We start from the raw sequence: 15831 nt of genomic DNA on the forward strand, positions 1-15831 counted from the left end.
CTATTCCCCCCTCACGTCAATCTTCCCCGTCACTGCGCTCGTAATCAACGCCTGTCGGTATTCTTTCAGCTTATCGATTTGGACGGTTACTTTTCCGATCACGTCATCGGTCTTCGTGGTCTGACCGGCCAGGAATGCGACAATAAGTGATTGTTCTTTTAGCGTAGGGAGGGCAATAATGAAATTCTTATATTTCTCTGCGCTAATATTCTGTATTGTTGCCTGCCAGAAAACGGAGTCCTTCCATTGCATATATGCGTCAGAGAGCGTGTAATAGTGTAGGAACTTAGAATCTACTTTGCGAGTATCAGATCGCATTCTTATCAAGTATCCGGCATAACAGCATTGCCCCCATGAATCCTTGTATCGAAAGGTCTTCCCAACGGTTGCTCCACTTCGTGCAAAAAGCAAATCACCTTCTTGTAGTAAGTAGGGTTTGGCAACATCTATGGGCAATGAACGAAAGGTATCTGAATGTAACTCCCCGTCTTCTCTAATATCGGTAATGCGGATATAGCGTGGATCTTCCGGATTATCGTCTGAAGCTTCTTCATTTGCACCATATTCAAATGGTCCCTTACTCAAGAATCTCAGCCGCTTAACCTCCCACGCCTCCGGGACATCCCCCAGCCACTCGATCCCGGACTTGTTGAGCTTGGCGTTCGGGTCGAGGCCTTTGGTGACAGCCTGAGTTATGAGCGCCTGTCGCTTCTCCTTTAGCAACTCGATCAGCTTCTGCTTCTTGGCAATCACGTCATCGATCAGCGCCGTCTTCCGGTCGAGGAAGTTGGCGATAACTCTCTGTTGGCTGGCATCCGGAAAAGCAATTGGTAACGTCTTAATGAATTCCCACTCTGCACGAGGCATCTTCGCGCCTTGAGTCGAGGCGTCAATATACTCTATTAGGTCCTTGGTCAGTATTCGATACAGAAGGAAGCGATTGTCTAGCTTATCTTCAACACGGAGAACAAGCACTTCACCAACGCACAAGCCATTGTTAGAAGCAATGGTAGCTTTTGCAAGGTATGGTCTCAACTTTCCAAAGAGCAGGTCTCCCGCCGCAAAAACCTTCAAATCGCCCTCAGGTCGTTTTTGGTTTTCAGGCTCAATGAGACGCCCGGTCCAGCCCTCTATGTTTTCGAGTGCGATGATCTGCTCGTCGTTTGTTGATTCCGTGTTCTTAGCGACAACGTTAGACATTAGGTAATTCAGCCGCTTCAGTTCCCAGCCTTTTGGAACTTCGCCAAGCCATTTCACACTTGACTGTCGGTATTCGGGGTATGGCCTGTAACTACGGCCAGGTTCTTGTTCCGTCTTTGTATTCATAAGTCCACCAACATGCCCGCTATCTCATCCTCAAGCGCCTTGATCTCACCGCTAATCTCTTCAAGCGGACGCAGCGGTTTGTATACATAGAAATACCGCGTGAAGTTGATCTCATAACCGACCTTGCCGATCTCACCGTCCTTATGGTCGCGATATTTCTTGTCCTCGCTTATCCATGCATCCGGCACATGCGGCAGAACCTCGCGTTTGAAATACTCATTGATATCCTCAGTCAGCGGCACATTCTCGAAATCACGAAGATCGGTGTCCGGCTCGGGATTCCCTTTCTTGTCGGTAATCACATCGGCGGTCTCGTCCCGCTCGGAGAGCGCTTTAACGATTGCTTTCTTTAGCGCGGCTTCGAGGCGTACTTCCGCATCTTTGAAGGCGCGATCAAAGACTTGCAGAAAGGTGTCCTGGTTCTTGTAGAGCTTGCTATTGATGGAGCCGAGGGTCTTCAGTATTTTGGCCTGAAGCGCCTCTCCGGCCTTTTCGTCTTCGACCTTCTTCAACGGATCCCGTTTCTTGCTCTTGGCCAGATTCTGAAACGCGCGTTCGGCCGTGACCTTCGCGATCCGCTCGGAAGTCACCTGGAAATTGAGTTTCAATGGCAGCTCCACCGTAATCTTGCGATAGCCGAAAAACTCGTTCGGGAAATCCTGAACCAGTTTGCTCTTATCACCGTCTAGGAATAGCTCTGTAATCTGCTTGATTTGTTCGTCGGTAATATAGTTGCGTTTGTCTCCAAGGCTCTTGCGCATTTTGGCATACAGATTGACCGCATTCAATAGCTTGACCTTGCCTTTGTGGTGCGGCTTCTTCTTGTTGGTCAGAGCCCAGATATACGTATAAATTCCAGTGTTGTAGAACAACTGGTTCGGCAGCGCAATAATCGCCTCAAGCCAGTCGTTTTCGATAATCCATCGCCTAATTTCGCTTTCGCCACTACCGGCGTCCCCTGTGAAGAGCGGCGATCCGTTCATGACAATGGCGATTCGACTTCCACCGTTGCGCGGTTTCATCTTCGTGAGCATTGTCTGCAAGAACAGAAGCTGTCCGTCACTGATGCGAGGTAATCCCGCCCCGAAACGGCCCTTATCGCCAAGGTCGGCTTCTTTCTTGACCGCCGTTTCATCCTTTTTCCATTCCTTGCCGTAGGGTGGATTGGACAGCATGTAATCGAATCTCTGGCCGTGTAGCTGGTCATTGGAGAGAGTCGACCCGAATTTAATGTTCTCGGCGTTTTCGCCTTTGAGCAGAAGGTCGGACTTCGCTACGGCGAACGTTTCGGGATTTACCTCCTGGCCGAATAACTCTATCTGGGCTGTTTCATTGATACTTTCGAGAATCCAGGACTTGGCCTCAGTGAGCATCCCGCCGCTGCCGCAAGCTGGGTCATAGACCGTCTTGATGATTCTTTTCTTTTTCAGTTCATCTATGTCGGGTGCGAACAGGAGGTTGACCATGAGCCGGATGATTTCGCGCGGCGTGAAGTGCTCGCCGGGGTTTTCGTTCGATGCCTCGTTGAACCTGCGAATTAGCTCCTCGAAAATGTAACCCATCTCTAGATTGCTGACCTTGTCCGGGTGCAGGTCGACATTGGCGAATCGTTCTATCACCTGGTAAGTGAGATTAGCGTCTTCAAGCGCGTCGATCTGAGTGTTGAACTTGAACTTGTCGATTATCTCCCGCATCGCCGGGCTGTAGGCATGGATATACTGCTTGAGATTCTTACCGATATTCTTGGGATCATCCAGCAGCTTTTTGAAATCGTATTTAGACGTATTGTAGAAGCTGTAGCCGCTTGCTCCTCTCAATATCCCGTCCATCTCATGGAGCTTGGACTTATATTGTGCGTGCTTTTTCAGAACTTCCGGTTTGGTCTTTTCGAGGGCGCAATCAAGACGCCTGAGAACCGTCAGTGGTAGAATTACGTCCGGGTGTTTGGCTCTTTTGAAGTCATCCCTCAGCAGATTGGCGATGCTCCAGATAAATCCTGCTATATGTTGGTGGTTGGCTTGATTCATGGTCTATTTCATTAAATCATCAAGCGACACGCCAAGGGCATTCGCTATCTTGTTCACGGTTTCGATTCTCGGATCAGCGGTAGCCCCGGACTCTATTTTAGTCAGCGTGTGCAGGGTAATATCGGCCAGCTTGGAAAGCCGGTCCTGAGATACCCCGAGCTTCTTCCGGTATTTCCTGATGTTTCTGGCAATCGGTGGCAATGTCTTAGGCATAGTATAACTTTACTATAACGCGTATCTGGCTATTGTTTTCCGTTACAGATAGTAGTATAACAAAGTGTTGAATTCCTGTCAATTGAAATGGGTGGCTCAACGACGTTAGATATGTCAGAAGCCGAGACCGAACAGCAAATCGACGATTCTTCTTCTTTCCCACGCAGGCTACGAGAACAACTTTCATACGAGCACCTGTCGTCGGTTCGGCATTAAGGCTGGCAGTTCTACCCCTTCCCTATGTCGTTACGGCACCTCAGGTGCTTTTCCTTCTTGCTTCGAATTCTTCAAACTTCCTTGCGAGCAGAAACACATAGGATAGGATCGCTTCAACAAAGTCTATTGCATCACGGGCGTCTTGATTACTCAAACTGATGTCAATATCATGTGCAGCGTCATTAGCTACTAATCGCAGACCATCAGTCCAAGTGTATAGCTTCGAGTCAATAACGCCCGCATCTCTCAAACCCTCAAGTCTGGTTTTCAGATTGCCTTTCGTCACTCCTTGAAGGTGACATACGGCCTCTAGACACTTTCGACACATTATTACACAAGGCTCGTTTAGCCCAACTTCGTAGGACCTGACAGCATCTTGATATGGTTTAGCAACCTGCCGCGGCAATAGCGATTGCGGCAATCTCCCGGCTTTGGGATACAGGAGTTCGGGCTCAGAAGTCACAGTTTCAAATTCAGCGGGGATCTCATACCATTCACGTTTGAAAAGGAAGGGAGATTGACACTTCGGACAATTGCACAATACGAACTCTTCAGCAATCCAAGGAACGTCTGTTGGGTCAAGTGGCGCGACACTACCGTCCGCGGGACGACGTTTGCTGTATGAGCCGGCCTCGGTCAATTCGACCTGAACTCCGCATTCTGAACAGTATGAGAAGAGTTTCTCTTCCATACAAATTCACCTTTGGTTTCCGACTGTTGATTCGACGTCTTCCGCAATAGCCCTTGCCGTGTTCAAGGAGCTTACGTTCGCCCTAACCCAGTCACCCGGATACGCAGAGCCCACGGACGGAGCCAATGGGAATAATTTATGTCGGTCGTGATAGCCTGCAGTATCAGTGCGGATTTCAACTCGTATGAACCCCTTCTTGGGCGTCAGTACAAAGACCACCGTTTGGTCATGATCTGCAAACCGAAAATCTTCACGAGTCCCCTTCCAATACGGAAAGACATGCGACATTCTCATCGCAAGGCAGTCGAAAACCTGCTGAGCCTCTGTCGTCGCACTTCTAAATCTCCGATAAAAAGTAGCTGGGATACGGACTGTAGTCTGTTCGCCAATAACTCCGCTATCGCAAGAAACGGCCCTGCTCTCGACCTGGGAGGCCGGGTCCGGGGCTTCAACCCATCTTGCCAAGCCGTTCGCTCCTTTCTGCATTGCTGATTATTGCAGCATGACCTAAAAATAGCTGGATTCCGAGGCCGAGGCAAGCTATATTTATAACTAAACACTGAAGTCAAGGACGATGCCTATGCCGAGAGAGAAAACGACCCACACGAAACCGAAGATGATTCACATTCGACTGAGTGAGGAGCTGCACCAGCAATTGCGAATCCAGGTGGCCAAAGAGAATCAGACTATCCAGGACTGGGTAGAACGGCTAATCGACAAGAACGTCAAATCGGGGCGAGGGAAGCAGTCTTGAATCCAGTCAATGGTGAAGTGAAACGCTGCTACGTGTACGCGAGGCTGTCCACAGAGGATCAGCACCGCCGCGCCGAATACTCGTCACTTGAGAGTCAGGAAAAGGTTTGCAGGGCTTACATCGCCAGCCAAGAGCCGAACGGCTGGAAGTATGTGACGACAATCAAAGATCTCAGTTCCGGCGGCAGCACTGACCGGCCCGGACTTGGGGAACTCCTCGAACATATCAAGCAGAACAAAGTCGATGTGGTCGTCACGACTAAGATGGATCGGCTGACCAGGAATATCAAAGACTTCTGGACACTCTACGAAATCATGCAGGAGCATGATTGCCAATTCGTCTGTGCCACACAGGAACTGAACTCTACGACCGCTCACGGCCGTTTCTTTATCAATATACTGATGAGTTTTGCGGAGTTTGAACTTGAGACAATCAGGGAAAGAACCCGGGCCAAGATGCTATCCCAAGCCGAAGAGGGTCTCTGGCATGGTGGACGAGCTCCATTTGGCTACGAACGCCACAAGGACAGGAAGGGACTACTGATTCCGCACAAAACAGAAGCGGCAGTTGTGAAGAAGATTTTCGATCTGTTCGTAAAGTTGGGATCGCCGGCAGCGGTAGCCAAGGAAATCAATGACATGGGCTATCGGACTAAGAGTAAGAAGAAAACGAAGTTTTCGAAGTGGACGATCACTTACATTCTGTCCAATCCACTTTATATTGGGAAAACGACGTTCGGTGGCCAGAGCTTTGAAGGCAAACACAAGGCGCTCATCCCGGTTAACAGGTTCAACCACGTACAGAAGATGCTGGAAAAGAACAAGCAGACGCGAACAGGACCTACTCAGAACAAGTACAATTTCCGGCTAAGAGGCATCCTCAAGTGCGGTGATTGCGGCTCGATGATGACACCGAGTCCTGCCAAGAGTGGACGCTACCTTTATTATCGATGCACGCGCGTATCGAAGTATTCGAAAGAAGAGTGCAAGGTTAGAAAAATCGGTGCCCGAGCAATTGAAGACGCTGTCGTCAACAAGCTGTGTGAAATCGGAACGGACGAGGCTGTGATCAAAGAAGCGGTTCGCAAAGCGAACAAGGCGTCGGTGACCAATGCCAAGACCAAGACCAAAGAGCTCAATGCCCTGAAGAAGGAACTGAAGCCGGTTGAAGACTCAATCGACAACATGGTCCGGTACGTGGAGAAGCATGGCGACCTATCAAAGGCCATGTCCGACCGGCTACCGGAACTGGAAACGCGTAAAGATCAACTGAAATCCCAGATGCAGCGCCTGGAATTCGAGATTGGGCAGCTAAAGGACCACCAGATCGACATCGAGTTGCTCACAAAGACACTGCGGGACTTCCGGGCAATCTACAATGAATTGAACCCAGAAGAGCAGACTCGCTTGTTACAGCTTATGGTTCAAGAAGTTGTCTTAGGGGAAGACACGCTGAAGATATCTGTTTTTCCGTTTGGGGATTCTGGAAAGCCTCTGGAATATCTGCTGAAACATCCAGAGTTTGCTGAGAGTGATAAAAAGCGGGGTTGACGAGACTCGAACTCGCGACCTCCTGCGTGACAGGCAGGCATTCTAACCAACTGAACTACAACCCCGTTCACCAAGAAACGATATCTGCAACGCCCGGTGTTCCCGGTCCCTGCATCTTTTTTTGAACCAAACTCGGGCCGGGCCTATCGCCGATCCGATACCCACTCCCATAAAAATGGGCGATACTGGATTCGAACCAGTGACACCCTGCGTGTAAGGCAGGTGCTCTAACCAGCTGAGCTAACCGCCCGTACCCCGAACAACCGTAACCGGTTGCCTCAGTTCAGGCCTGACAATATAGCTAGGATTCACAAAAGAGCAAGCGCCATTTGTCGGGCCAATACAAAAAATGGGCCCCGTATCCGGCACCGCCAACGCCGCTGGCCCGGTCTCCAAAGACCTTGTCTGAATTACAATTACAATGAGAGTCACCGACTCGAATCGACCGGCTCCTGAGACTCAGGATCCGCCGACTTGTCGCGGATAAAGATCGCGATCGGCATCAACACGCAGTACCCGGCCACCAAAAGGACGGGCGCAAAGGTGATGTCGCCCGCGCCCAGCAGAATGAAGCCGAGTACGGTTACCGCCACGGCAACCGCAAACATGATGTAATTCCGCTTGCCGAAGGGCCAATGCGAGTGGTCGACTGATACGACCGGCTTTTTGTCCAGCTTTGTTGCCATACGTCAAAGAAGAATCCGACGAACGATTTTGTCAAGGAGTTTACACCGGCAGCCCCGCCGGGTTCCCGCTATTGTCCAAACGATACCACCCTGAGAACCCGAATCCCCACAGCACCATCAACAACTGCCGGACCTCCTCGTCAACCCAGGTCGCCTCGTACATTGAAGTGCCCAAGAAACAGACCGACCCGGCTAACGCCATCAAGTACCAGACCGCCTGCGGATCGTCGATTCGACTTCTCCGCCAGCCAAGCCAGAAGTACCCGACAGCGACCAACCACATACACGCGTATGCAACTGCTCCCGGAATACCGGCGATAGCGGCGACATTCAGAAAATCGTTATGCGCGTGCGTCAGCTTCCGCGAATCCTCGATATCGGCTCGAAGATAACGTTCATAATGTGCGCCGAAATTGCCCATGCCGACGCCGAGCAGAGGGCGCTCGCCGATCACCTCCAGCGAGTGTCGCCAGATGAAGAGGCGACTTCCCTCATAGTCGCCGCGCCACTCACGTTCCAATTCTCCGACATACCGGTTCGCTACTCCGGGAATAGCCAGTAACCCGATCGCGAGGATCGCCAGCGCTATCAGCACTGTCCTGCCGTACCTGCGGCCCAGCAGTACCGCCAGCAGGAGCAGCGTGACAACCATAGCGGCGATCGGCCCGCGCGAGAACGTCAGAAGCGTGATCAGGACCGCGAGTATTGACGCCGACCAGAACAGCAGCCGCAGTGCCCCGGTCATCCGAGATCGACTGCCGGTCGTAAAGGCGACCAGAGCGCATGCGGCCACGGCAAAGAAATTGCCGAAGGTAAGGTAATGCGTAAACATGCCGAGTACGCGCCATCCGAATCCCGGCGCCGGATACACCGCATGACGCGTAAACCAGTTTACGCCGGTGAAATACTGAATCAACCCGTATATCGACACCAGCGCCACGCCGGCGGCGAACGCGGCCATCAGCCACCAGCGAGTCCGCGTTTGCGCCGCAAGGTACATGGCGATTACCAGGGCGACAAACAGCCACTCTTCACGGCTGAGCAGCAGTGATCGCAGCGGCGTGTCACCGCTCAGGCAGGTGAGAGACAGCCACCCAATCCACACCGCCGTCGTCGCATAGAACCAACGGAGAGAGCGGGAGAACGGAACGGTCCGGTACCGGAAACAGTGCCACAGGAACACTGCTGTCGACAGACCCAGCATGACTTGAGAAGCGGCAATCGAAAAGGTCGCACTGAAGACAAAGAGGGCAAAGAAGACAATCAGCAGGCGGTCGACAAATCTGTGATCGAGCGCGTTCATGCAAACAAGTCGCGCTCCAGGAGATCCACGAGCGAATGGGCGAGAAACATCAGTTCCTCCTGGATTCGCTGAGGCGACGGGTGCGGGACGAGCAGGGCGCGGTCGGCCAGCTTGAACAATTCTCCGCCGGAACCGCCCACGAGAGCGCAACTGATCATGTGCCGTTCACGTGCCGTCTGCACCGCCCGGACCAGATTGGCACACCGTCCGTCGACCGATAGCACGATCAGCAAGTCACCTTTTCGGCCGAGCCCGTCCACCTGTCGTGCGTATGCGTATTCGAATCCATACTGATTCGCGGCATCGGTGAGCACCGATGTGTCGGCGTTCAGGGCGATCGCGGGAAGCGCCTGCCGGTTGCGGTCGCTGCCCGTGCGCACCAGCAACTCAGCCGCGAGTCCCGATGCGACCCCCGCCAGCACGCCGTTGGCCGCAATGAAAACCCGGCCCCCGGTGCCGATCACTCCCGACACCATACTTGCGACAGAAACAAGCTTGTCGCCGATCTGCTCGGCGACCGTCTTGCGCAGCAGTGCGCTGTCGTCGGCGGCTTTCTTCACGATCTGCAGTCTATCCTGATCATTCATACGTCGATCACCTCCAGTGGGTGGGCGGCCGAGGTCATTTCTCGAAGCAGGCTGAAGCCGGGCGATGTCTCGAATCGAGTGCCGACCACGACAAACGACGCTCCCGCCTCGATTCGATCTGCGCACGCTTCGGGAGTACGGAGGCCGCCTCCCACCATCACCGGAATGTCAACATATGAACTGACCGCGGCGACCATATCTTCGGGCACCGCACCGTTGGCCCCGGATCCGGCTTCGAGGTAGACCAGCTTCATCCCCAGATACTGCGCCGCGAGTGCGTGTGCGCAGGCGATATCGTGCTTGGTGCGGGGAATCGGCAGCGACCCGGAGATATACTGCACGGAGGTCAACGAGCCGGACTCGATCAGCAGATACCCGGTTGGGATCGGCTCGAGGCCGCACTGCTTGACCAAGGGGGCACCCTTCACCTGTTCCTCGATCAGATATGCCGGATTGCGACCGGAGAGCAGTGACGAAAACAGAATAGCATCGGCGTGCGGCGTAATCTGTGCGAACGATCCGGGGAAAATGATCAGCGGCAAAGTCGACTTCAGTCGAATCTGTTCCACGGCCTCCGTAAAGCGCGAGCTGAGGCTGAAGGACGTTCCGACAAGAAGGGCGTCGACTCCGCACTCCCCCGCCGCTTCGGCAACCGAGAGATATCGCTCTTCCGGCACGCGGTCGGGATCGAGCAATACCAGAAAGCCGCCACCGCGCCGGTCCTTCGCTTCACACAGGGAATGAAAGACTCCGTTTGTCATCTGGTGAGCGCCTTCTGTACCCAGTCCAGCACAGCCTCAAAGACGTCGGAGGAGCTGGCGCCGGCATCCACTCCGCCCTGTGCAAAAGATTCTTTGCCGCCGCCGCGGCCTCCAAACTTCGGCAATACCACTTTGGTCATCTGGCCGACATCGAGCTTCTTGTCGGCAACCGCCGCGTTGCTCGCAGCCGCCATGAAGGCTCGCTTACCGTTGGTTATCCCCACGGCAACCGCCACGACCGGGTTGGCCATCGCCTTCTGCCGGTCGAGCCAGGCCGCCATGACGTCACGATCCGAGTCTCCGAAATCGTTCATCGCGATCGTCACACCGCCAACCTGCCGTGATTCTCCCAACTCTCCCCCGCCCGCAAACATCTGCTCGCGTGCCTTTTTGAGTTCCTTTTGGAAAGTCGAGATTGTTTCACGAAGTTGCTTCACACCGTCAAGCGCGTCGGCCTCCGGTCGATTCACGAGCGCAGCGACATCGGATTTGAACCGCTTGTTCGCAAGCATATAGTCGATTGCGGTCCGACCCGTTATCGCTTCCATACGGCGCACGCCGCTGGCAATCCCGGTTTCGACCGTCACGAAAAACGGCCCGATCTGGCTGATGTTCTCGACATGCGTGCCGCCGCACAACTCCATCGAGAACCCTTCGACCGACACCACCCGCACCTTCTCGCCGTACTTCTCGCCGAAAAGCGCCATAGCGCCGGCCTTGCGGGCGTCGTCGAGCGCCATGACCCGGGTCGCGACATCCTTGCCGGAGAGAATCTGGTTGTTGACGATGCGTTCCACCTCGGCAATCTCCTCGGGCGTCATCGGCTGATGGTGCGAGAAATCGAACCGCAGGCGGTCGGGCCCGACATATGAACCGGACTGCTTAACATGATCACCAAGCACTTTGCGCAACGCCGCGTGCGCGAGATGGGTCGCGGTGTGATTGCGCATGATGTCCCAGCGACGAGCCGCTTCCACCTGCGCAGTCACTTTCACCGGTTCGCGGCCGCGCAGATCATCGAGCGTGCCTCGTGTCACGTGTCCGACATGGAAGTGAAGATCGTTGTACAGGTGAAGCGACAGTACTTCCATTTCAAAGGTCTCGGTGAATAGTCGACCCGTATCGGAGATCTGTCCACCCGCCTCGATGTAAAACGGGGTGCGATTCAGCACAACTGCTGCCGTTTGATTGTTGCCCACCGCCGCCATCACGTCGGCATTGACAGTCAATTCACCGCGGACAAACTCAGTCGGCAGGAGGTTCAACCCAAGAGCGTCAAATTCGTCGCGGTGGGCGAACGCTTCGGATTTGAACGCTGCCCCTGCGCGGGACTGCTCCTGTTGTTTCGCCATCGCGCGGTCGAAGCCTTGCCTGTCCAGCGTCAGCCCCTGCTCCGCGGCAATGATCTCCGTGAGATCGTACGGAAAACCATAGGTATCGTACAAGCGGAACACTTCCTCGCCGTCGATCACCGTGCGTCCGGACTTCCTCGCACCGGCGCTGACCCGCTCAAACAACTGCAGGCCGGTTTCGAGCGTCCGCATGAATGACTCTTCTTCGGCGCGCACCACGCTCTCGACATGTGCCTGCTTTTCTCGAATCTCCGGATAGGCCTGCCCCATCTCGTTTACCAGCACCGGCACCAGCCGATACATGAACGGCTCGTGGGCGCCCAAGAGCCGTCCGTGACGCGCGGCGCGGCGGAGGATTCGTCGAAGAACATAGCCGCGCCCCTCGTTGGAGATCCCCGCACCGTCCGCTATCGCGAACGTCAGCGCGCGGATGTGGTCCGCGATGACATGGTGCGACGGGATATTGTCCCGGTAACGGGCGCCGGTGATATCTGAAATCGAGACGATAATATTCTGGAACAAGTCGATACCGTAGTTGGACTCGGCGTACTGTTTCACCGCTGCCAGCCGCTCGAGGCCGGCGCCGGTATCCACCGAGGGTTTGGGCAGAGGAACCACGCGGCCGTCGGGAAGCTGGTCGTCCTGCATGAACACCAGATTCCAGACCTCGATAAAGCGGTCGGTCTCCCCGTTGACCGTATGGTCCGGACCGACTCCGTATTTCTCACCGCGGTCGAAATGAATCTCCGAACACGGCCCGCACGGGCCGACGTCGCCCATCGACCAGAAGTTGTCGTGCTTACCGAACCGCAGCACTCGCCCATTCCTCAGATCCGGCGCGATCTTCTCCCACAATGCGAATGCGTCGTCATCGGTCTCGTACACCGTGGCGTAGAGCCGATCTTTCGGCAGTTCGAGTTCGCGCGTGACCCACTCCCACGCGTAGTAGATTGCCTCTTCCTTGTAATAATCGCCGAAAGAGAAATTACCCAGCATCTCGAAGAACGTGTGGTGCCGGGCAGTGAATCCGACATTGTCGAGGTCATTATGTTTGCCCCCGGCGCGGATGCACTTCTGTGACGATGTCGCCCGGCTGTACTCGGTGCGGCGCTTGCCGGTGAACACGTCCTTGAACTGGTTCATCCCGGCGTTGGTGAACAGAATGGTCGGGTCATCAAAGGGGATGACCGGAGACGACGGCACCAGGGTGTGTTTGCGGCGCTGGAAGTAGGCCAGAAACGACTGGCGTATCTCGGAAGTCTTAATGGTCGGAGTCCTCGCGTTCACGGTTGTACAACTGCTCAAATGCGGCGCGGGCGGCGCTGTATCCTATCCCTCGGCGGGACAGGTAATTATACGCCCTGCTGCGGGCCCGTTCAAGTTCTAAATGGCGAAGTGATGACCACCTTTTTGACAATGATGCCACAGCCAGCTCAGTCTCGTCGCTGCCCGAGAGAATCATGTCGACCGTCTGTTCGGCCAGCTCCCGGTCTACCTTCTTTTTTCGAAGTACTGCGATCAGGTAGGCACGTCCCGAAGGGTTTCTTTCCAGTGATGATCGGACCAGCTTCGCGGCCACATGGGCGTCGTCGAGCAGCCCCCTCTCGGTGAATCGCTTGAGGGTCGCCGCGATCACGTCTTTCGAAAAACCCTTGCGCTGAAGTTTGTCGCGAAGTTCCCCGGTGGTATGCTCGCGAATCGCAAGTGACCTCGCCACCGCCCGGTCGCACCGATCCAGCTCCGCCTCGGCGAGCAGCTGGGCCAGTTGCGGCTCGGTCAGGACGATCCCTTCTTTCAGGCGATGTCGGTGAACGAGGGCAGGACTGACCTCAAGCGCTTCCTCCCTCCCGGTGACGTACACGGCAAAGGACTCGCCGGTATTGACTAGCCGAATGATCCTGAGCTGTCGGTCCGAATTCATATACTTCGTCCTCCCCGGATTTTTCTCAACTCTGGCCATGATATGGTATAGGTCTCTGCGTACAAAAGACAAAATAGGTAGAGAGGCGACCGATCCTCTCCTCCCTACCCCTCCAACAATCCGGCAAAGTACCGGAGAATATGGAAAGGGCACAAAAAAATGCCGTTGGCACACACTTCTCGGTTGACGCAAGACGGATAACATTATAGTATCAGGTAGGATGACACATCCGAGCTAACTAGTTATCATCTCAGGTGGTTAAGGAACCAGTAAAATTGGCGTTCACGCATCTCTCTTTATTTCAGTCGCTTAGACCGCTTACGCGGGAGTAACCGAAGCAAAAGGCATAGGGATAACCATGGATCTCGATCTGCAGGGAAGCATTGAGAAGTTCACACTTCCGGAGATATTTCAGTTAATCGCGGTCAGCCGAAAGTCGGGCACACTCGGCATCCAGAAGGACGAATCGATCGTGATGATCTATTTCCGAAATGGTGACATCGTGTACGGCTACGGTCCCCGCCAGACCTTTCACCTGGGGCAACTGCTGAAGGAGCGGGGACTGCTGACGGCCCAGCAACTCGACGAGGCGGTCATCGCGCAGGCCCGCACGGACAATTCACTTCGACTCGGCGAAATCCTGATCAAGAAGCATTTCATCGATCGCGCCGATTTGGAAAAAGTCGTGCGGGAGCAGATAGAGCAACTGCTCTACTCGCTGCTCGCGTGGCAGAGTGGGTCTTTCAAATTCTACGAAGACCAGTTCCCCACCGAAGAAGAGATCACCGTGAATCTCTCAGTCGAAAACGTCATACTTGAAGGCCTGAGACGTCACGACGAAATGTCGATGATACGCGACGTTCTGCCGGACTTCCAGCAAGTGTACAGTATCTCGGCGTCTCAAAAGGGGCGCGCACGGGCGGTCACGATGGAGGCCGCCGAATGGAACATCATGGCGCTGGTCGACGGTTTTCGGTCAATCGATGAGGTATGTGGGTTATCGTCGATGCCGCGCGACCAGGCACTCCGGACGCTGGCCAAGCTGAAGCTCGCCGGGATCATCACGCCGTCGGAGAGAAAGAAAACAGCAGTAACAGCCGATGCCGGACCGACCGAGCTTGATTTGATGGTCAAGCGGCTGGCCGGCCTGTTCGAGGACTACCTTAAGGACAAGTCGACGCCGGCGGCGATGGATCGCCGGGTGACACAGACTGTCCTGGGAGATCACGTGTGAGTCGTCAACGGACGCTGGAGGAACTGGAATCGGTACTCGAGGGATTTCTCTCGCGGGTAGTCGGAGCCAAGGAGAAGCGACTAGAGGTGCTCGACGGCATCAACCGGCTGGACGATATCGCCCGTCACATGGATCGCTCTTCCGATCTGGCCGACCGGATTGGCGGGTGGTTCGCCGAACACAATCGTTGGCTCACCGACCAGACTCTTCGCCCGGCGGACACCGGCAGGATCTCGCGGATCCTGGACCAGATTGGAGCGCGTCTTCGCACTACCTCCGAATACTCCCCAGCCGTCCAGAAAGTCGCGGCGGAAATCGAACGATGGCAACAACATACAGGCGGCGAAAGGAAGATTGTCCTGACCCGCGGGCCGGAATCAGTGGCTAAAAACGAAGCGGAACGACCGGGCTCTCTGGCCCGGTTTGCCGAATTGATGGAGCGATTGGGCAGGCGCTTTGACGATCTCGCGGGCGGGAGTCAGCATATTCTCTCAGCGCTCGATGACGCGCTCAAGTCCGCTGAGATGCAGCAAAACAAAGATGCCTTGATTTTGTCGGCACTTATCATATATTCGCTCAAGCAGGAGAACTACAAAGTCGACCCGTACGTTAAGCGGCTGAAAGAAGCCGAGCGACGTATGAAAGGGAGTCGGACCGGTGCTTAACCTGTCGGAAAAAGCCTACGTCATGGCGCTGCGCTCGCTGAAGCAGCGCGATTACGGAACCGCCCTGACGTATTTCGACCAGGCATCGGAGCGATTCGGCGGCGATAAGGAGTTCAACCTGCTTCGGGAAACCACCCGCGTGCTCGTGGCCGTGAAAAACGAACTCGCGGGTCTCCGTGCGAAACATGATAGTGAGTCGATAATCGAGGAGGTCTTCAATGGCCAAGAAACAGACTTTTCAGGATAAGCTCAAACAGAAAGAGGCCCGCAAGGAGTACCTGAAAGTTGTCAAGGCGGTCAAGACGGAGTCCGGATCGTGGAAATTCGCCACGAAAATGGTTCCGATCACCGATGAAAACCGCAACAGCGTCTACAAGTAATTCGTCGAAACGCTGACTCAAATCACCCTCCCGCCTCGGCGCGGAGGGTTTTTTGTTTGACTGAACAAGCGCGGGCGTTCCGCCGCCACATCTACTTGAATCCGGACGACAATCCGTTATATTGCTGACCGCCGCCGCACGCGAATGGGCGGAGCCTGATGCGCA

At 54.6% G+C, this 15831-nt stretch carries 16 protein-coding genes and 2 tRNA genes; 6 read left to right on the forward strand and 12 right to left on the reverse strand.

Annotated features, from left to right (window positions below; translation table 11 throughout):
• The 4 genes from RBT76_07710 to RBT76_07725 form a co-directional block, all read right to left on the reverse strand.
• Positions 1–1326 (reverse strand): restriction endonuclease subunit S, encoded by a 1326-nt coding sequence (locus tag RBT76_07710; GenBank protein ID MDX9857659.1) that lies wholly within the window; start codon positions 1324–1326, stop codon positions 1–3.
• Complete coding sequence (locus RBT76_07715) at positions 1323–3353, reverse strand: class I SAM-dependent DNA methyltransferase (GenBank protein ID MDX9857660.1); 2031 nt, start codon at positions 3351–3353, stop codon at positions 1323–1325. Before RBT76_07715 ends, RBT76_07710 begins: the two co-directional genes overlap by 4 nt.
• A gap of 3 nt (positions 3354–3356) precedes the next feature.
• A complete protein-coding gene (locus tag RBT76_07720) occupies positions 3357–3566 on the reverse strand; it encodes a helix-turn-helix transcriptional regulator (GenBank protein MDX9857661.1) in 210 nt (69 codons plus the stop codon).
• Between the two features lie 256 nt (positions 3567–3822).
• Positions 3823–4473, reverse strand: coding sequence for a DUF4145 domain-containing protein (locus RBT76_07725; protein ID MDX9857662.1), 651 nt, complete (start codon positions 4471–4473; stop codon positions 3823–3825).
• A 580-nt stretch (positions 4474–5053) separates the two neighbouring features.
• Between RBT76_07725 and RBT76_07730 the strand changes: the two genes are divergently transcribed.
• Positions 5054–5227, forward strand: a complete 174-nt coding sequence (locus RBT76_07730; protein ID MDX9857663.1) for a toxin-antitoxin system HicB family antitoxin — start codon at positions 5054–5056, stop codon at positions 5225–5227.
• Positions 5224–6777, forward strand: a complete 1554-nt coding sequence (locus RBT76_07735; protein ID MDX9857664.1) for a recombinase family protein — start codon at positions 5224–5226, stop codon at positions 6775–6777. Before RBT76_07730 ends, RBT76_07735 begins: the two co-directional genes overlap by 4 nt.
• On the opposite strand, the gene RBT76_07740 is transcribed toward RBT76_07735, so the two are convergent.
• The 8 genes from RBT76_07740 to RBT76_07775 form a co-directional block, all read right to left on the reverse strand.
• Positions 6769–6842 (reverse strand) — tRNA-Asp (locus RBT76_07740). The genes RBT76_07735 and RBT76_07740 overlap by 9 nt on opposite strands.
• A gap of 111 nt (positions 6843–6953) precedes the next feature.
• Positions 6954–7027, reverse strand: a tRNA-Val gene (locus tag RBT76_07745).
• A 178-nt stretch (positions 7028–7205) separates the two neighbouring features.
• Positions 7206–7463 (reverse strand): hypothetical protein, encoded by a 258-nt coding sequence (locus RBT76_07750; GenBank protein MDX9857665.1) that lies wholly within the window; start codon positions 7461–7463, stop codon positions 7206–7208.
• 40 nt (positions 7464–7503) lie between these two features.
• Entirely contained in the window at positions 7504–8766 is a 1263-nt protein-coding gene (locus RBT76_07755) for an O-antigen ligase family protein (GenBank protein MDX9857666.1), read from the reverse strand.
• Entirely contained in the window at positions 8763–9353 is a 591-nt protein-coding gene (locus RBT76_07760; protein MDX9857667.1) for an SIS domain-containing protein, read from the reverse strand. The genes RBT76_07755 and RBT76_07760 overlap by 4 nt, the downstream gene beginning before the upstream one ends.
• On the reverse strand, positions 9350–10114 hold the full coding sequence (locus RBT76_07765) for a geranylgeranylglyceryl/heptaprenylglyceryl phosphate synthase (GenBank protein MDX9857668.1): 765 nt from the start codon (positions 10112–10114) through the stop codon (positions 9350–9352). Before RBT76_07765 ends, RBT76_07760 begins: the two co-directional genes overlap by 4 nt.
• Positions 10111–12753 (reverse strand): alanine--tRNA ligase, encoded by a 2643-nt coding sequence (gene alaS, locus RBT76_07770; protein ID MDX9857669.1) that lies wholly within the window; start codon positions 12751–12753, stop codon positions 10111–10113. Before alaS ends, RBT76_07765 begins: the two co-directional genes overlap by 4 nt.
• Positions 12728–13387, reverse strand: a complete 660-nt coding sequence (locus RBT76_07775; protein MDX9857670.1) for a regulatory protein RecX — start codon at positions 13385–13387, stop codon at positions 12728–12730. The genes alaS and RBT76_07775 overlap by 26 nt, the downstream gene beginning before the upstream one ends.
• 358 nt (positions 13388–13745) lie before the next feature.
• Here RBT76_07775 and RBT76_07780 point away from each other — a divergent pair, with 358 nt between their 5' ends.
• From RBT76_07780 to RBT76_07795, 4 genes are read left to right on the forward strand one after another with little or no spacing between them, the layout of a single operon-like run.
• Positions 13746–14621: a DUF4388 domain-containing protein gene (locus RBT76_07780; protein MDX9857671.1), complete on the forward strand. Its 876-nt coding sequence runs from the start codon at positions 13746–13748 to the stop codon at positions 14619–14621.
• Positions 14618–15286 (forward strand): hypothetical protein, encoded by a 669-nt coding sequence (locus tag RBT76_07785; protein MDX9857672.1) that lies wholly within the window; start codon positions 14618–14620, stop codon positions 15284–15286. The genes RBT76_07780 and RBT76_07785 overlap by 4 nt, the downstream gene beginning before the upstream one ends.
• Complete coding sequence (locus RBT76_07790) at positions 15279–15533, forward strand: hypothetical protein (GenBank protein ID MDX9857673.1); 255 nt, start codon at positions 15279–15281, stop codon at positions 15531–15533. The genes RBT76_07785 and RBT76_07790 overlap by 8 nt, the downstream gene beginning before the upstream one ends.
• On the forward strand, positions 15505–15666 hold the full coding sequence (locus tag RBT76_07795; GenBank protein ID MDX9857674.1) for a DUF4295 domain-containing protein: 162 nt from the start codon (positions 15505–15507) through the stop codon (positions 15664–15666). Before RBT76_07790 ends, RBT76_07795 begins: the two co-directional genes overlap by 29 nt.
• Positions 15667–15831: the final 165 nt, after the last annotated feature.

Source organism: Candidatus Zixiibacteriota bacterium, assembly GCA_034003725.1.
GTDB lineage: Bacteria > Zixibacteria > MSB-5A5 > GN15 > FEB-12 > WJMS01.